Source organism: Streptomyces sp. SM18 (assembly GCF_002910775.2).
GTDB classification, from domain to species: Bacteria; Actinomycetota; Actinomycetes; order Streptomycetales; family Streptomycetaceae; genus Streptomyces; species Streptomyces halstedii.
In genome coordinates this window covers 2613400-2630674 of sequence record NZ_CP029342.1, presented here as the reverse complement: position 1 = coordinate 2630674, position 17275 = coordinate 2613400, and the positions used below count along the sequence as shown (strand labels likewise).

The 17275-nt window shown below is 69.0% G+C and carries 10 protein-coding genes, 1 tRNA gene and 3 pseudogenes; 7 read left to right on the top strand and 7 right to left on the bottom strand.

Features of this window, described 5'->3' with window-relative positions; genetic code table 11:
• Positions 1–36: 36 nt before the first annotated feature.
• Together B9S64_RS11585 and B9S64_RS35400 are read right to left on the bottom strand one after the other, a co-directional pair.
• Positions 37–111, bottom strand: a tRNA-Leu gene (locus tag B9S64_RS11585).
• Positions 89–658, bottom strand: a pseudogene (locus B9S64_RS35400) (HNH endonuclease); the annotation flags it as partial. The gene B9S64_RS11585 and the pseudogene B9S64_RS35400, both read right to left, overlap by 23 nt.
• A gap of 393 nt (positions 659–1051) precedes the next feature.
• Here B9S64_RS35400 and pglW point away from each other — a divergent pair.
• On the top strand, positions 1052–5758 hold the full coding sequence (gene pglW / locus B9S64_RS11575) for a BREX system serine/threonine kinase PglW (RefSeq protein WP_103494006.1): 4707 nt from the start codon (positions 1052–1054) through the stop codon (positions 5756–5758).
• Complete coding sequence (gene pglX / locus B9S64_RS11570; protein ID WP_103494005.1) at positions 5755–9369, top strand: BREX-2 system adenine-specific DNA-methyltransferase PglX; 3615 nt, start codon at positions 5755–5757, stop codon at positions 9367–9369. The genes pglW and pglX overlap by 4 nt, the downstream gene beginning before the upstream one ends.
• Here the strand turns inward: pglX and B9S64_RS11565 are convergent.
• Positions 9296–9856, bottom strand: a complete 561-nt coding sequence (locus tag B9S64_RS11565) for an ATP-binding protein (protein ID WP_181012483.1) — start codon at positions 9854–9856, stop codon at positions 9296–9298. The genes pglX and B9S64_RS11565 overlap by 74 nt on opposite strands.
• Positions 9857–10047: 191 nt before the next feature.
• On the opposite strand from B9S64_RS11565, the gene B9S64_RS11560 reads away from it, so the two are divergent.
• The 3 genes from B9S64_RS11560 (at position 10048) to B9S64_RS11550 (ending at position 12276) form a co-directional block, all read left to right on the top strand.
• Positions 10048–10881 carry a helix-turn-helix transcriptional regulator gene (locus B9S64_RS11560; RefSeq protein WP_103494003.1) on the top strand — a complete coding sequence of 278 codons (834 nt, stop codon included), beginning with the start codon at positions 10048–10050 and terminating at the stop codon, positions 10879–10881.
• Complete coding sequence (locus tag B9S64_RS11555) at positions 10878–11081, top strand: DUF397 domain-containing protein (protein ID WP_103494002.1); 204 nt, start codon at positions 10878–10880, stop codon at positions 11079–11081. Before B9S64_RS11560 ends, B9S64_RS11555 begins: the two co-directional genes overlap by 4 nt.
• Before the next feature lie 307 nt (positions 11082–11388).
• On the top strand, positions 11389–12276 hold the full coding sequence (locus B9S64_RS11550) for a hypothetical protein (RefSeq protein ID WP_103494001.1): 888 nt from the start codon (positions 11389–11391) through the stop codon (positions 12274–12276).
• A 102-nt stretch (positions 12277–12378) separates the two neighbouring features.
• Here B9S64_RS11550 and B9S64_RS11545 read toward each other — a convergent pair.
• From B9S64_RS11545 to B9S64_RS11530, 4 genes and pseudogenes are all read right to left on the bottom strand, one after another.
• A pseudogene (locus B9S64_RS11545) lies at positions 12379–12654 on the bottom strand (helix-turn-helix domain-containing protein); the annotation flags it as partial.
• A gap of 11 nt (positions 12655–12665) precedes the next feature.
• Positions 12666–13275: pseudogene (locus B9S64_RS11540) on the bottom strand (DUF6879 family protein); the annotation flags it as partial.
• Between the two features lie 120 nt (positions 13276–13395).
• Entirely contained in the window at positions 13396–14031 is a 636-nt protein-coding gene (locus B9S64_RS11535) for a DUF6879 family protein (RefSeq protein WP_103494000.1), read from the bottom strand.
• A complete protein-coding gene (locus tag B9S64_RS11530; protein WP_103493999.1) occupies positions 14024–14293 on the bottom strand; it encodes a hypothetical protein in 270 nt (89 codons plus the stop codon). Before B9S64_RS11530 ends, B9S64_RS11535 begins: the two co-directional genes overlap by 8 nt.
• A 228-nt stretch (positions 14294–14521) precedes the next feature.
• Between B9S64_RS11530 and B9S64_RS11525 the strand changes: the two genes are divergently transcribed.
• Together B9S64_RS11525 and B9S64_RS11520 are read left to right on the top strand one after the other, a co-directional pair.
• Entirely contained in the window at positions 14522–14932 is a 411-nt protein-coding gene (locus B9S64_RS11525; RefSeq protein WP_103493998.1) for a hypothetical protein, read from the top strand.
• Complete coding sequence (locus B9S64_RS11520) at positions 14929–17064, top strand: tetratricopeptide repeat protein (RefSeq protein ID WP_103493997.1); 2136 nt, start codon at positions 14929–14931, stop codon at positions 17062–17064. The genes B9S64_RS11525 and B9S64_RS11520 overlap by 4 nt, the downstream gene beginning before the upstream one ends.
• Positions 17065–17275 lie beyond the last annotated feature (211 nt).

The following is a 17275-nucleotide window of genomic DNA, read 5'->3' as shown; positions in this document are numbered from 1 at the left end:
ACCTTCGATATGAAGGTGAAGGCCTCGTTTGACCTGTGGGCCCGGTGGGATTTGAACCCACGACACACCGGTTCTAAGCCGGCGCCCTCTAGCCTGCTGGGGTACGGGCCCGCGTTTCACTACTGTACTGGGTGGGCCTTCGCCGCCCTGAACAGGTTGCGGTCTGACTGTGGCATGACGGACACAAGTAGCGCAGGTTCTGGCGGCGGTTGTCCAGATGGTCACCGTTGACGTGATCGATCTCCAGCACGAGACGCTTGCCCTGCCAGGTGTCCCCGATGCCACACGCGGAACATACGCGCGGGCGTCCGATCTCGTCGAGTGCACGGCGCAGGAATGTGGTTCGGGTTCGTGCGGCGCCAGGCTCCCTGCGCTGAAGGATCTCGGATGCGGCCTTGCGGTGAGGAGAACTGGAGCCCCTGGTGTGTCCCTGTCCAGTGAAGTGGGCAGTTGAGAGGCCGTATTCGGCGAGACTCCGTTTCAGGCGGGCGCGAGCCGCGCCGTTGTTCGTATGGCCGAGAAGTTCCAGTACTCCGGCCATGCTCCTGGACTTCGCGACGGCGGAGGCCAGTTCGTGTCGGGAGGTCAGAGGTGAGCTGTACCTGCGGCCGCTGGTGAAGTGTGACGTGTCGATCCCAAGGCGGTCGAGCGACGAACGGTTTATCGGATTGTCACGTCCGGAACGCGAGGAGATGCGAAGGGGCCCGTGCCGCTTCGGGTGAAGCGGTACGGCCCCCTCCGTCGCCGTGCGAGTGGGTCAGAACTTGGGGTCCGGGCTCTGGGCGTGGACCTGTTCTGCTGCTTCCTCCTCCGTCTCCACCGAGGGCGGGGGGCCGGCCAGGGGCTGCTGACGGTCCCCTTGGGGTGCGTTCGACCGCACCAGTCGGGCTGACGCCAAGGCCGTGTGTGTCGGATGTCCGATCTTTCCTTCCTTCACCGGCTCTCCTCATGTCGTACCCAGCGGCTAGGATCTGGCGGCGGGGTTTGATCCGGCCGGGACCGGTGAGGTCTCCGGCGGAACGCGCGCGTGGTTCGAAGGGCGGGGCAGTACATGCGGGATGGCCGGTGGACCACGGTCACCGAGTCCGAGTTCGATCATGAGCGCCGCGGCCTGGAGGCGATCCGGCAGAAGCTGCCGGACTCCGACCCCTGGCGGGCCTGGTCGAACTTCACCTTCACCGCCAACACCGGCCACGTCCGCGAGGTCGACCTGCTGGTCGTCGCCCCCGGCGGCGTGTGCATGGTCGAGCTGAAGGACTGGCACGGCTCGGTCACCTCGGAGAACGGCACTTGGGTCCAGACCACCCCCAGTGGCCACCGCCGACCCCACGGCAACCCGCTGCATCTGGTCAACCGGAAGGCCAAGGAGTTGGCCGGCCTGCTCGCACAGACCGGCGGGAAGCGGGTCTGGGTCGCCGAGGCCGTCTGCTTCACGGACGACGGCCTGCGTATACGGCTGCCCGCCCACGACCAGAACGGCGTCCACACTGTCGACGAGCTGGTCGAGATGCTGGGGCAGCCGCCGCGCGACGAGCGCCGCCGCATCACCGCGATCGGCTCGCGTGAGATCAAGGCCGCCCTCGAGAAGGTCGGCGTGCGGCGCAGCGACGCCCAGTACAAGGTCGGCCCCTACGAGCTGGACCGGAAGTCCTTCGACTCCGGGGCCACCTGGGCGGACTATCTGGCTCGCCACAGCGACCTCCCCGAGGCCGTCCGCGTCCGCATCTACCTCAGCGAACGCGGCTCCGACGCATCGCTGCGGCAGTCCGTCGAGAACGCCGCCCGGCGAGAGGCCGCCGTGCTCGGCCGCTTCAAGCACCCGGGCGCCGTGCAGCTCAAGCAGTACTTCCCCTCGGGTCACGCCGCCGGCCCCGCCCTGATCTTCGACTACCACCCGAGCACGCTGAAACTGGACGAGTACCTGGTCCAGTACGGCGAGAAGCTCGACATCCTCGGCCGGATGGCGCTGGTGCGCCAGCTCGCCGAGACCCTCCGCTCCGCGCACGCCAGCCGTATCCACCACCGGGCGCTCGCCGCCCGCTCCGTTCTCGTCGTCCCCCGGCCGCGCGGCGGCAAGGGCCGGGCGCTGGGGGAGGAGGCCGCCTGGCTCACCCCGCAGCTGCAGATCTCCGACTGGCAGATCGCCAGCCAGCGCAGCGGCGACTCCTCCGCCGGCCAGGGCATGACCCGGTTCGCGCCGACTGCCCTGTCCGTCCTGCACCTGGCCGAGGACGCCGACGCCTACCTCGCCCCGGAGCTCACCGCTCTCAGCCCCGACCCCGTCTACCTCGACGTGTACGGGCTGGGCGTCCTCACCTATCTGCTGGTCACCGGCAAGGCACCGGCGGCCGGCCAGGCCGAGCTGCTGGCCCGTTTGGAGGCGGGCGAGGGCCTGCGCCCCAGCTCACTGGTGGACGGGCTCTCCGAGGACGTGGACGAGCTGGTGCAGGCGGCCACCGCCTACCGGCCCGGCCAACGCCTTTCCAGCATCGACGAGTTTCTGGAGCTGCTGGAGGTCGTCGAGGACTCCCTGACCGCCCCGGCCACGGCCCCCGAGGGGGAGGACGCCGGAGCGAGTGCCGACAAGGACCCGCTGGAGGTCGTCGCCGGTGACGTGCTCGCCGGCCGGTGGGAGGTCCGCCGTCGCCTCGGCACCGGCTCCACCAGTCGCGCCTTCCTCGTCCGCGACCTGGAGGCCGAGACCCGTAAGACGCGCTCCCTGGCCGTGCTGAAGGTCGCCCTGTCCGACAGCCGCGGCGAGATCCTCGTCCGCGAGGCCGAGGCCATGGGCCGGCTGCGCCCTCACTCCGGCATCATCCGCCTCGTCGAGTCCGAACCGCTGCACATCGGCGGCCGCACCCTCCTGGCGATGGAGTATGTCGGCGACGAGCGCGACGAGCGCGACGACGACGGCCAGGGCGTCGAGGGCGGCGCGGTCGCGGCCCGCCCGCGCCGCCGCGAGGAGACCGTCGCCCGCCAGCTCCGCGAACACGGCCGCCTCCCGGTCGACCAGCTCGAGGCGTACGGCGACTACCTCTTCGGCGCCGTCGACTTTCTCGAGGGCGAGGGCGTCTGGCACCGCGACATCAAGCCCGACAACATCGCCGTCCGTATCCGCCCCAACCGAACTCGCGAGCTCGTCCTCATCGACTTCTCGCTCGCCGGCTACCCGGCGAAGAGCACCGACGCGGGCACCGACGGCTACCTCGACCCCTTCGTCGAGGTCATCACGCGCGGCTCGTACGACTCGCACGCCGAGCGGTACGCCGTCGCCGTCACCCTGCACCAGATGGCCTCCGGCGAGCTGCCCAAGTGGGGCGACGGCAGCGTCCTGCCGCGTATGACCGACGCGAAGGAGTGGCCGTACCCGACCATCGCGGCCGAGGCGTTCGACCCGGCCGTGCGGGACGGCCTCGTCGCCTTCTTCCAGAAGGCCCTGCACCGCGACGCGGCCAAGCGCTACCCCGAGCTGAAGCCGATGCGGGACGCCTGGCGCAAGGTCTTCCTCGACGCCTCGCAGACCGTCCCCTCCAGCCACCGCACCCGCCAGGCCGCCCCCGACGCCGTGCCGGCCGTCGAGGGAATTCCCCTCGAGGGCGCCGCCGGTGCGGGGATCGCGGACGCCGAACCGGAGACCGCCGACCAGCAGCGCGACCGGCTCGCCGCCGAGGCGACCCTGGACACCCCGCTGACAGTCTCCGGCCTCACGCCCGCCGCCCAGTCCTTCCTCTACGGCCTGAACATCACGACGGTCGGCGAACTCCTCGACTACAGCCGCCGCAAGCTCGTCAACGCTCCCGGCCTCGGCGCCAAGACCCGCAACGAGGTCCAGGGACGCCAGCGCGAGTGGGGCGAGCGGCTGCGCCAGGCACCGGTCTCGCCGCTCACGCCGCAGGGGCGGGCGGAGGCGAAGGAGGAGCTGGAGCAGCTCACCGCCGCCGAGTCGGCGCTCGTCGGCCAGCTCGCGACGGGCCAGTCTGCGGCCGCGCTGTCCGCACGTACGCTGCGCTCGGTCAGCCTCGACACCCTCGCCACCGTCTTGGTGCCGGCCGTCAACAACAACGGCTCCAACCGGAACAAGGCGGAGATGGTGCGGCTGCTGCTGCGCCTGCCCGACGAGCAAGGCGTCCTGCCCGACATCGGCGTCTGGCCCAAGCAGAAGGACGTCGCCGACGCGCTCGGCCTCAGCCACGGCCGCATCCCGCAGATGCTCAAGGACGAGCGCAGGCGCTGGAAGGCGGAGCCCGCCGTCCGGGCACTGCGCGAGGAGATCATCGCCCTGCTGGTGAGCATGGGCCGCGTCGCCTCCGCCGTGGAGATAGCGGACGCGCTGGCCGTCCGGCGCGGCACGCACCTCGCCGGGCGTGAGCAGCGGCGCGCCATGGCTCTGGCGGCGGTACGGGCCGTCGTGGAGGCCGAGCAACTGGTGCCGCAGGAGGCCGACTTCCAGCACCAGGCCAACCGCAAGGCGACGGACGAGTCGCTGGGCGCCGGCCTGCTCGCCCTCGACGTGCGCGAGAACGACGGCCCGGACACCCCGACCGCCCCCGGCCTGCTGGAGTACGCGACGCGTCTGGGCAAGACGGCGGACCGGCTCGCCAAGCTGGACACCCTGCCGACGGCGGCGACCGTGCTGGCGGAGCTGGGCGCGCTGACCGTGCCGCCCGGCGCGATCGACTGGGACGAGCGGCGCATGGTGGAACTGGCCGCCGCCGCGTCCGTGAACGCCGCCGCCACCCCGCGCCTGGAGATCTACCCGCGCGACCTGTCGTTGGTCCGGGCCCTGCGTCTCACCCAGGCCGGTCTGGTCCGCTGGATTCCGGGCCAGCCCGAGGGCCGACAGCCCGGCCTGCGGGGCGAGGACGTGCACGAGCGGGTCCGCGTCCGCTTTCCCGAGCTGGTCGTCCCGGACGGGCGCGGCGGCACGACCCACGAGCTGCCGACCGGCGGCCCGCTGACGAAGGCCCTGCGCGACGCGGGCTTCGAGCTGTCGCTCAGCACGCGCGAGGGCGAGGGCACGCTGCGCTACCTGCCGACGCGGGTGGACGACGCCTCCAGCTACCTCACGACGGGCGCCTGGCGGCAGTCGACGCGTACGGGCGAGGTGACCCGGTACGCGGACGATCCGCAGCTCGCGGGCGCGGTGCGCGCGGAGGAACGGCTGCTCGCATCGGCCCGCCGGGACGGGTACCGGGTGCTGACGGTCGGGCAGCGGTCGGTGCGCCAGGCCGTGGCCGGGCTCGGCGGCGAACGCATCGGGGCCGAGGCGGTCTCGGTGACCGAACTGTTCCTCCAGGCACTGCACGGACAGGTCACACCGGGCACCAAGCCCACCTGGGAGACCCTGCTCAAGGCGGACGCCGCCGAGCCGGGCTCGAAGGGCGCGGTCCGGTTCGCCGAGTACGCGCGCACGGCGTGGGGTGCGGTCGAGCCCCGGATCGTGGAGTTGCTGGGCAACGGTCGCGGTGGCGGTGGCGCGTCGGGGCCCGTCCTGCTGACGGATGCCGGGGTGTTCGCCCGGTACGACGCGATGGGCGTCCTGGACCGGCTGGCATCGGCGGCCCGGCGGGGCGGGCGGGGCCTGTGGCTCCTGGTCCCGCAGAGCGACCCCTCGCGCGAGCCCCGGCTCGGGCAGGTGGCTGTGCCGTACCAGGCCGGCCTGGGGGAGTGGATTCAGCTTCCGGACACGTGGGTGGGCAACGCCCATCGCGGGTCCGGCGAGATTGTGGCAAGTGGTGTCGAGGGAGACGTCAAATGATTGACCGCAAGGCTCTGTTGAACGACCTGAAGCAGCAGGTCAAGGCGGTCGAGGTCGACCTCGGCAAGCAGGTGAAGGTGCTGGACGAGGTCGGTGCGCGGTTGCGTGCCGAGTACGACCAGGCGCGCAAGCTCGGTCGCACGGCGGCGACGTGGAACTCGTGGCTCGACGAGCGCATCACGCAGGTCGCGGTGGCGTGGGTGCTGGGATCCGTGTTCGTGCGGTTCTGCGAGGACAACCAGCTGATCCCGGAGCCGTACCTGACGGGACCGGACGGTGACCGGCGTGAGCTGGCGGAGTCCCGGTACGACGCATACGTGGAGACGGACGACAACCCGACGTACCGCGGCTGGCTGGAGAAGGCGTTCGACGAACTGGGCCAGGGCCAGGCCGGCCGCCTCCTCTTCGACAAGCGGCACAACCCGCTGTACCAGGTCCCGATCTCGCACGACGGTGCGCGGGAGCTGGTCGAGTTCTGGCGGGGGAGGGACGAGGCGGGCGTCCTCGTCCACGACTTCACGGACCCGCTGAACGAGGACGGTACGGAGGGCTGGGACACGCGGTTCCTGGGCGACCTGTACCAAGACCTGAGCGAGGCTGCGCGGAAGACGTACGCGCTGCTCCAGACCCCGGAGTTCGTGGAGGAGTTCATCCTCGACCGGACGATGAACCCGGCGGTACGGGAGTTCGGGTACGAGGAACTGAAGATGATCGACCCGACGTGCGGGTCGGGGCACTTCGTGCTGGGGGCGTTCCGGCGGCTGGTGCGGCTTTGGCAGGAGGAGCAGCCGGGGAAGGACGTGCACGAGCGGGTGCGGGCGGCGCTGGACTCGGTGCACGGGGTGGACATCAACCCGTTCGCGGTGGCTATCGCACGGTTCCGGCTGCTGGTTGCGGCTATGGCGGCAGGTGGCGTGCGGACGCTGGAAGAGGCTGCCAAATACGAGTGGCCGATCAACCTAGCGGTCGGGGACTCGCTCATTAAGGCGCAGGGCTCCCAGCAGGGCAACCTGTTCGGAGAAGCGGACGAGGACTCCGCGGACGAGCTGGCCGAGTTCAAGTACGTGACGGAGGACGTGCACGAGTACCCCGACATCTTGCGGCTGGGGAGGTATCACGTGGTGGTAGGAAACCCGCCCTACATCACGGTGAAGGACAAGAAACTCAACGAGTTGTACCGGGATCTGTATCCGGCGTGCGCGGGCAAGTACGCGTTGTCGGTTCCGTTCGCCCAGCGGTTCTTCGAATTGACCAAGCGTGGAGACGCCGAGGGGCGCGGATACGGCTTGGTCGGCCAGATCACCGCAAACTCATTCATGAAGCGGGAGTTCGGGACGAAGCTCATCGAGGGCTACTTCGGGCACGCGGTGGAGCTGACCGAGGTAATCGACACGTCAGGCGCCTATATCCCGGGGCACGGGACGCCGACCGTGATTCTCGTGGGCAGGAACCGGGGCGGGGACGGGCGCTCGCCGGTCATCCGGACCGTTCGCAGCGCACAGGGCGAGCCGTCCGCACCGGACAACCCTGCGATGGGTGTGGTCTGGCAGGCGATCGTCGAGCAGATCGACAAGCCTGGTTCGGCGAGCCAGTGGGTGTCTGTGGGTGATCTGTCACGTGATGAGTACTTTAGTTCGCAGCCGTGGATCCTTACCGATGGGGGATTGGAGATGGTGGACAGAATCGCCGTTTCCACTTCCAAGGCCTTGTCGGATTTTGTTTCCGCCATCGGTATGACAGTGTTGACATTGGAAGATGACGCATATCTAGCGTCTACTCCGTTCATGTCACGCAAGCACCTGATAGAAGACTCTGTCGCCTTCGTGACCGGTGATGAGGTGCGCGACTACTCCGTCTCTTCCCGTGAGCTGGTTCTGATGCCCAGCTCATGGGATGGAAGTCGCCGCGATCTCGGCGCTGGAGCGATGGATCATCTCTGGATGTACCGCACCCGCCTGCGTAAGAGGCTCTATTTCGGCCGGGTCCCGGAAGACCGTGGGTTGCGTTGGTTCGACCTCGGAATGTTCTTCGCTGAGCGGCATCGCTCGTCGCTGTCTATCACGTTTCCGGCGGTGGCCACCCATGCGCACTTCGTTCTTGATCGAGGTGGGAAAGTCTTCAACCGTCATGCGCCGGTGATTAAGTTGCGGGAGGGGGCGAGTGAGGAGGAGCACCTGCGGTTGCTCGGGCTGCTCAACAGCTCCGCGGCTGGCTTCTGGCTCAAGATGGTGAGCCATAGCAAGGGAACCGAGGGGCATCAGTCTGGTATCAAGACGGAGCTGTGGGAGCAGTTCTACGAGTTCACCGGAACCAAGCTACAAGAGTTCCCGCTACCCGCTGCGTGCCCCAGCGAACTTGGCGCCGCGCTCGATGCTCTAGCCCAACGGCTCACCGCTGCCAGCCCTGCGGCCGTGGCTGCCGAGTCCACTCCGACTGCTGCGGCTCTCCGGGAGGCCGCCTCTCGATGGGAATCCACTCGCGCCCGGATGATTGCCCTCCAAGAGGAACTGGACTGGCAGGTCTACTCCCTCTACAACCTTCACTCCCAAGACCTCCGAGTCTCTGAGGACCCTGATTACTCCAGCATCCCCGAACTCAACCCTGGCGAGAGGGCCTTCGAGATCGTCCTCGCACGCCGCGTCGCCGCCGGTGAGGCCAGTGACGAGTGGTTCAGGCGACACAACTCAACTCCCATCACGGAAATCCCCGCCCACTGGCCTGCCCCCTACCGCGAGATCGTCCAGAAACGGATCGACGCCATCGAGTCGAACCGTGCTATCGGCATGGTCGAGCGCCCTGAGTACAAGCGTCGCTGGGCCACCGAGGGCTGGGACGCGCTCCAGGAGAAGGCCCTGCGCTCCTGGCTGCTGGACCGTACGGAGAACCGGGACCACTGGTTCGACGAGAGTGGCCAGCCCGCCATCCTCACTCTGGCTCGCCTTACCGACGCCCTCTCCCGCGACGAGAACTTCGTCTCCGTCGCCAAGCTCTATGCGCCCCGCAAGGAACTTGCGAAGGTCGTCGATGAGCTGATCACCGACGAGCACGTGCCGTTCCTCTCCGCCCTGCGTTACAAACCCTCTGGCATGAAGAAGCGGGCGGACTGGGAGGAGGTCTGGGACCTCCAGCGTAAAGAGGACGCCGCGCCCGACGAGCTCGCCAAGCGGAAGATCCGGGACTCCATCCCCGTGCCGCCGAAGTACACCTCGGCCGACTTCCTCCGCGCCTCCTACTGGAAGGCGCGCGGCAAGCTGGACGTGGCCAAGGAGCGGTTCATCTCCTACGGGCAGACCAACGCTGCCACCCCCGAGCTGTACGGCTGGGCCGGATGGGACCACAAGGAGCAGGCGCAGGCGTTGGCGACGTACTTCACCAACACCGCGCTGACCACCGAGGAGATCACGCCGTTCCTCGCCGGCCTGCTGGAACTCCAGCCGTGGCTGTCCCAGTGGCACAACGAGTTCGACATGCTCTACAGCGGATCCCCGGCGGACTTCTTCGTCGGTTACCGCCAGCAGAAGCAGAGCGAGCACGGACTCACAGACGACGACCTCCGTGCCTGGCGTCCCCCGGCCGCGACCCGAGGTCGTCGCGTAGCAGCGAAGCAGTAGCCAGGAGTAGATCGAGATCCGTCGGTTCAGGGGCCACCCGCTGTGTGAGCGGGGGGCGGTCTGTCCGTACGTGCAGCTTCGCCCAGATCGTCTTGCCCGGGGCGACCCGTCGAGGGCTGACTCCCCAGTCGTCCGCCAGGGCGGCGACCAGAAGCAGGCCCCGGCCGGACTCGGAAAGCGAGTCGGCCGTCGAGGGACTGGCCGGGGGGCGCTTTTCGGCGCGGGTGTCGGTCACCTCGATGCGGAACGTGTCCTCGGCCATGGTGAGTTGGACGTGGAAGTCCCGGCCGGGCACGTGGCCGTGGCGTACGGCGTTGGCGCTGAGTTCCGCCGTGATGAGGGTGAGCGTCTCGTTGGCCGGGGTCGTGTACGGGTGGCCCCAGTCGTCCAGGCGGTGCGAGACGAGTCGTCGGGCGAGGCGGGCACCGCGCGGGGTTGAGGTGAAGCGCATGGTGAACTCGCGTTCGGGTGCGGGATGCTGCGGCATGTGCCCGTTCGGGGGAGTTGCTGACTTCATAGGGTCAACGGTGTCGGACTCTGCGTAGCGTTGACCAGGAGCGACGCGCTGACGGGTGCGGGCTGTACACGCGGTCGGTGCGCTTGTACGTGGTGTTGGGCGTGACCGGTTCCCAGGCACCGAGTTGGCTGACTGGGCGGTTGTACGAGAGGAGCTGCGGCGTGGGCGACGAGGTTCAGCAGCCGGAGGAGTACGAGGTCGGCACGGGCATGCTGTGCGTGTTCGGGCGGCAGTTGAAGCTGTTCCGGGAGCGGGCGGGCCTGGATCGCGCGAGACTTGGGTCGCTGACCGGGTACTCAGCCTCGACGATCGCGTCGTTCGAGCAGGGGAGGCGAGTCCCACCGCCGAAGTTCATCGACCAAGTTGATGAAGCGCTGGACGCACGTGGCGTGTTGTGCGCGAGCAAGGAGGAGGTGGCTCGGGCCCAGTATCCGGCGTTCTTCCAGGGCGCGGCCAAGCTGGAGGCCGAGGCGGTTGTGCTGCACGTCTACGCCACTCAGGCTGTGCCAGGGCTCTTGCAGACCGAGGAATATGCGCGGGCGGTGTTCGTCATGTGGCGTCCGCAGCTGGACGAAGAGGTCATCGAGCAGCGGTTGGTCGCTCGGCTGGCACGTCAGGAGATCATCGAGCAGAGGCCCGTCCCACACCTGAGTTTTGTGATCGAGGAGGCTGTGCTCCTGCGTCCGCTCGGCGGTGAGACGGTGTGGCGGGGGCAGTTGGAACAACTTCTGATCATCGACGAGAAGCGGAACGTGGAAGTCCAGGTGATGCCGCTCTCCCGTCAAGAGCACGCAGGATTGGCTGGTCCGTTCACCTTGATGGAGATGAAGGATGGGCGCAGGATCGCCTATGCGGAGGTGCAAGGTGACAGTCGGGTCCACACGGAGCGTCAGAAGGGTAGAGAGCTTGAACGTACGTATGGGTCCCTGCGCGCACAAGCACACACTCCGGCAGAATCGCGAGCGTTGATCGAGAAGCTGTTGGGAGAGAGATGAGCGGGGAAAATACCGAGCTTGGCCTGAACAAACTTGCCTGGTTCAAGAGCAGTTACAGCGCGGGTGATGGCGGAGAGTGTGTCGAGGTCGCCACCGGCCCCGCCACAGTCCACGTCCGCGACTCGAAGGACACCGCCCGCGCCGCACTCGCCGTAGAACCCACGGCGTGGGCCGCCTTCGTGGAGTTCGCGGCACGCTGACAGAGGTAGCGCCGATCGCAGGGCCTTCCGGTGGGCGTGTGCTTGCCGCGTGGGCCCTGCGCATCCCGTCTCCACGGTGCACCTTCACGAGCCTCAGCGCCTTGCTCACCACGCTGCGTGGGCGTAGGTCGCCACGGCTGTCACGTACGCAAGCAGGCGCTCGTTTCGCGGCGGTGGTCGCCATACCGAGTGGCCGTCGGCGTGGTGCCGGCGTCGGCCTTCGTGCCACGGTCACTTTTACTGCAAGGTCTCAACGAAGCCTCTACATCATGGCCCTTGCGGCTCGGAGCTACGGTAAATTCCTGCCATGAAGCAGGGTAAAGAGATCGAGCACCCCGAGTCGCGTTTCTTCGCGGTGCTGCTGGCAGCGGCGAAGCTGCCCGGCGTGCGTATCCACAGGGAGTCGTACCTCCGAAGTGCGCTGGCTCGGCACTGCTCCGAGGACGAGATCCGGAGAGCGATAGAAGAGACTCCTGCTGCGGCGGGCATCACTGTTGAGCTCCTCGACAAGGTCGCCAAGGACTCCATCCGCTACGAAACCGCCAAAGTCAGCGCGCTCTCGGCCGCGGCCGGGATACCCGGCATCCTCGCCCTTCCCGCCACGGTGCCCGCTGACCTGGCCCAGTACGTCGGCCACATGCTGCGTATCTCGCAGAAGCTCGCCTACCTCTACAGCTGGCCCGATCTGTTCTCCGGCGAGGGCGACGACGTTGATGACGCGACCGTAGGGGTGCTCACGCTGTTCTTCGGCGTGATGTTCGGCACCCAGTCGGCGAACGTCGCTGTGGGGAAGGTCGCCGGGATGATGTCGAAGCAGGTTGCGAAGAAGCTGCCACAGAAGGCGCTCACCAAGGGCGTCATCTACCCGCTCGTGAAGAAGTCCGCGGCTTACCTCGGTGTTCAGATGACCAAGCAGTCCTTTGCGAAGGGCGTCTCCAAGGCCATCCCTGTCGTGGGGGCCGTGGTGTCCGGCGGTCTCACCTTTGCGACGTACCTTCCGATGGCCAAGAGGCTCAAGAAGCACCTCGCCGGCCTGCCGCTGGCAGACCCGTCGCACCAAGTGATGGACGGGGAAGTCGTGGACGGCGAAGTAGTGGAAGACGACGAGTCTTTCGCCTCCGTACACGCTGAACAGCATGGCGCGGACACTGACACCGACACCGCTGCCGTCAAGCCGGAGGACGCCAGGTCCTGACACCGCGCGTGCCCTCTGGCTGCCCAAGGGAGCCCGGCCTTCCGATCTTCGACGGAGGCGCCGACCCGCGCTCCCCTGCGCTTGCCCGTGATGCGTGGCCGGCGCTCGTCGCCATGACCTGTTGCGCGAGTTGAATCCGGCCAGTCCGGCGGCGAGTTCGGGGTACGCCCCCGGATGCTCGGTCGCGTCGGCCCACGCCCGCAGGCCCTCGGGGGTGGCCGTCTGCCTGCCGTTCTCGAGCTTGCTGACCTTGGAGCCCGGCCGCCCGAGCCGCTGCGCGAGCTGCTGACCGGTGAGCCGACCACCGGGGCACGTGAAGCGGAGTTCGCGCAGCCGCGTACCCAACGCCGCCCGTGCCTGCTGATAACCGGTGCTCACCGGTCACGCCGCTATGCGGTCGGGGCGGCCTGTGCGGCGAACTGATCGCGAGGGACCGCGTGGCGCATCGCCGCGTCGCGCACCATGGCGTACCGCACGACCTCGGCCGGTTCGGTGATGAGCTCGATGTGGAGCAGGTTGTCCGCATCATCGAAGTGCAGCAGGGCGACCAGCCGTGAGTCGAAGATCCAGAAGTCCTCGGCGGGAAGGCCGGACCGCGCGGCGTCCTCGCGCCACAGGTATCGGATGTCCTCACCGAAGGCGGCGTTGTGCCGGGTGTAGTCGAGCAGGAACAGTTGTTCCGTGGTGGGCGGGTCGTCGGCGATGCGTACCCGGCCGACCGTTCTGCCGGCGTCCGTCTGGGCCCTGATGCTGGCGAACCAGGGTTCGTCGGGGTCGCAGGGCGACGAGCCGGTGGTCAGGAAGGCCTGGAAGTCGGGGTCCTGCCGGTCCGACGCGTAGCCGCGCCGCGTCTCCAGCCGCCAGGCGGTGTGCTCGAAGGTCTCGAACAGGCGGCGGAAGGTGACCCGGTCCACGAGTTCCGGCACCCGTTCCAACTTCTTCGACCCCCAGTTCACGAGCAGCTCACGCGGCACGGCCCACCGCTGCCTCGCCGACGCCATGAGTGACCTCTCGGCCGCGGATGCGGCGGTCGGGAGGGCGGCGTTCGCGTCATCACCATCGGGGGCGGTGCCCTGTCGGCATGAGGGCTCGCCCGTCACTCGGTGTCGCTGATCACCGCTACCCGCGAAATCCCGTTGAGGTACCGGCCCCCCGCGGCGGGGGCAGGGGAACGATCTCCCGGTCGAAGAAGTCGTGGAACCCCTCGCCACGTTCGTACAGCGCATCGAACCCGGCGTTGGTTTCCCGGATCAGCGAGCTGTCCGTGTAGCGGTTGGCGCCCGCCGCGTTTCCGTTCTCGTCGTACACGACCTCGTACATGACCACATCGCCGAGAATCACCACCTCTGGAACCAGGTGATTCCGCTCGATGCTGGAAATGTCGCGAGCGTCGACAACTCTGATCGCGTCGCCCACGCCCACACGCACGCGCAGGACGCTCAACTCCCATTGCACATACGGCGTGACAGGGAATTCCACCACCCGGAGACGGCGGTGCGCGACGCCCCGTTCCGACGCCCGCCGAACTTCCTGCGCGTACTCCTCGCGCCTCTCGTCGGCGAGGGTCAACGCCCTCTCCCAGTCGCCGGCTGCGAAGGCCTCCCAGCTGGCGAAGCCGCGCTCCTGGAAGTGCTGGCCGCGTTCCAGCTTGTTGAGGAAGTCGATCCCGCCACCGGTGTAGGTCCGGCCCAGGTCGGCGTGGTACGTGGGGCGGTCCAGGCGGTCGGAGACGCCGTCCGGGAAGGAGTCAAACACTGGGGATGTCCGGCTTCGCCGCGATGAGCATGTTCCTGGGGATGACCACGAGGCGTTCGTCCGATCCGATCGAGACCCCGTCGGGAAGGTTCCTGCCGAGGGACTCGGTGAGGTCCCGGCCGATGACGGCGATGTCGCCGTTGGCGAGTTCCCAGATGTCCGGGCAGTCGGGAGTTCCGGTGGTGTTGCCGAGTTCCTGGGGAGATCTTCCCAGTCGTCGCTTGAAACGCGTGGCCGGATCCGCTTCCCATGGCCTGGACATCTTCGTCGTCCCCTCGATCGGTCGGGATGCGTGACTGTAGCGTGCAGAGCGAAGACCTGACCAGGTGTTAACCCTGCTCCGTAAGGGTATTGGCGAGGACTGATCCTTCCCTGTCCCATGATGCTCAGGGAGGGAATGAAAGTGGACCGCAAAGGTGATCGCATCACCGTCTGACGAGTGACACGTTCAGTTCTGGTGTCTGGAAATCGAGTGAACGGAGGGGCGGCTGTGGACGCAGAAGTGGCCTTGCTCGCACAGGGTGCGGGGACCACCCTGGTCGCGTTGATGGCGACAGACGCCTGGCAGCACATGCGGGACGGGATCACACGGCTCTGGCGCCGGACGCAGCCCGAGCGCGCCGACACGGTAGCCGCCGATTTGGAGGCCGGACGCGAGGACGTCCTGGCCGCCACGGCGGCCGACGACCAGCAGACCCTCGACGAACTGCGCCTCCAGTGGCAGGGGGCGGTCCGGCGGCTGCTGGTCGCCCGGCCCGACGCCGTCCAGGAACTGCGGGCACTGCTGGACCGACTCGACCCGGAAGGCTCGGCCACGCGGCGCATCACCCAGCACGCCACCGCGTCCGGTCAGGGCAGGGTCTACCAAGCGGGACGTGACCAGCACATCACCGAGCGATGACGGGTGGCACGGACGGCCACGCCGAGGACCAGGGGCGCGTCTACCAGTCGCGGGGCGACCAGCACATCAGCGAGCACCACCACTACGGCGGTGGCGGGCCGGAGCACGGTGGGCCGGACTCGGTGCGGCGCCCGGCGGTCGGCCGGTGTCCCGTCGCGCTGCGCGACCGCAACGAGGTGATGGAGCGACTGCGGGAGAGCGTCCGGGCCGAGCACGGCGGCCAGGTCTACGTGCTGTACGGCATGGGCGGCTCCGGCAAGACGGCGGTCGCCTGCGCCCTGTTCGACGAGGTCACCGGGGACCAGGGCCGGGTGGGCCTGTGGGTCAACGCCGCCGACCGTGCGAGTCTGCGCGCCGGCATGCTCGCCGTCGCCGCCGACCGAGGGGCGGGTGACGGCGAACTGCTCGCGGCGCGCAACGGACTCAGACCTGCCGCCGATCTCGTCTGGAACTACCTCGACCGTTCCGCCGAGCCCTGGTTGCTGGTCCTCGACAACACCGACGAACCGGAGGTCCTGCGGGACGGCAACTGGCTGCGCACAAGCCCGCGCGGCACCGTCCTGGTGACCACACGGCGTGCCGCGGCCCGTTGGTGGCCCGGCGCCGAACTGCAGCACATCGGGGTCCTGCCCCGCGAGGACGCCGCGCTCGTCCTGCGCGATCTCGCCCCGCACAGCGGGACGCCGGAACAGGCGGCACGGGTCGCCGACCGGCTCGGGCGGCTGCCCCTCGCCCTCACGCTGGCGGGGGGCTTCCTCTCCCACCAGGTCATCGACCCGTGGACCATGGACGCCTACGGGGACCAGCTCGACGGGGACGAAGGAGTCCGGCTGCTCGACCGCGGGGCCGACGCGCTGTCCCCGGCGGATCCCCGCCACCTGGTCGGCCTGACCTGGCAGCTCACCCTCGACGCGTTCGAGGCGCGCGGGCTGCCCGAAGCGGCGGCCCTGCTCCGACTGCTGGCCCGGTTCGCCGCCGAGCCGCTGCCGCTGACCCTGCTGAACCACGTCCGCATCGAGGCCGTACTACCGCGTGCCCGCACCGAGACGGCTCTTCGAGCCCTCCTCGACCAGTCGCTGTCCGAGCTGGTCGACGTTGCGGGCACGCGCTGCGTGCAGAGTCACGGCATCCTCCTCGACAGCGTCTCGACGGCCACCGCCGCAGACCTCGTGTCCGTCCTCGACACGACCGCTGTCCGCATGCTCGACGCGGCCGTGCCCGTCGTCCCCGACGCGGGGCCGCACGATCCGCGGCTGCGTCTGCTGGTCCCCCACGCGCTGGCGCTGCTGCGGCACGTCGGCGGGCCGTCCGCCGCCGACGCGCTGGCCGTCACGACCCGGCTGGCCGTCGCCCTGCACCGGACCGGCGACTACCCCTCCGCCCGGGAGACCGCCCGCACCGCGGCGGACCTTGGGCAGCGGCACCTCGGTGCGGACCACCGCACGGTCCTCGCAGCCCTCTCCCGGGAGGGACGGGCACTGTTCCGGCTGGGCAGGTACGCCGAGGCCGAAACGGCGCTCCGCGCGGTCCGGGACGTCCAGCAGCGACTGTTCGGCGCCGACGACCCCGACACCACCGACAGCGGGTACGGGCTCCAGCTGGTGCTGGCGAACCTCGGGAGACGCGAGGAATCGGTCGCACTGCTCCGCGAGACCGTCGCCGGGCGGTGCTCGGCACTGGGCCCCGCGCATCCGCTGACCTTGCGGGCCCGCGCCAGTCTGCTGGAGATGCTGCCCGCCACCGAGGTGGTCACCGAGGAAGGCGGCGCCCTGCTCACACTGCCGTCGGAGTGCGAGCGGGTCCTCGGCCCCGACCACACCGTCACGCTGGGCGCCCGGCACAACCACGCGTGGGCGCTGTATCTCCTGGGCCGCTTCGACGAGTCCGACCGTGAGATCCGGCAGGTCGCCGAGACATACGTACGACGCTTCGGGCCCGACTACCCCGTCGTGCTCGCCGCCCGGCAACTCCTCTCCCGGACCCGGGCCGCACTCGGGCACGTGGACGAGGCGATCGCGCTGATGACCGACGTCGTCGAGCGGCGGGAGTGCGGCATGGGCCCCGAGCACCCCTTCACGGTCGCGAGCCGGCATCTGCTGGACGCCTGCCGGTCGGGGCGACGGCGGCCGTAGTGCTCACGGCGGGGCCGAAGCGGCCCGCACGGACGGTGTGCGAGGGGATACGGCAGGTGGTCCGCAGGAGGACGGATGTAGGGTGCTGTGCGCAGGCCGTACGGGTGACGTTCAGGACGAGTCGGACCGGCATCGGGCCCCGGCGGCGGACTCCGCGTGTGCGGGTACGAGCAGCAGCACCGACCACCGTCAGGGAGAGCGAGACCCCGCA

Coding starts and splice junctions, on each gene's coding strand:
- B9S64_RS11530 (WP_103493999.1), bottom strand. CDS start 14,293: ATGTCCAGGCCATGGGAAGCGGATCCGGCCACGCGTTTCAAGCGACGA.
- pglX (WP_103494005.1), top strand. CDS start 5,755: ATGATTGACCGCAAGGCTCTGTTGAACGACCTGAAGCAGCAGGTCAAG.
- B9S64_RS11550 (WP_103494001.1), top strand. CDS start 11,389: ATGAAGCAGGGTAAAGAGATCGAGCACCCCGAGTCGCGTTTCTTCGCG.
- B9S64_RS11520 (WP_103493997.1), top strand. CDS start 14,929: ATGACGGGTGGCACGGACGGCCACGCCGAGGACCAGGGGCGCGTCTAC.
- pglW (WP_103494006.1), top strand. CDS start 1,052: ATGCGGGATGGCCGGTGGACCACGGTCACCGAGTCCGAGTTCGATCAT.
- B9S64_RS11565 (WP_181012483.1), bottom strand. CDS start 9,856: ATGCCGCAGCATCCCGCACCCGAACGCGAGTTCACCATGCGCTTCACC.
- B9S64_RS11555 (WP_103494002.1), top strand. CDS start 10,878: ATGAGCGGGGAAAATACCGAGCTTGGCCTGAACAAACTTGCCTGGTTC.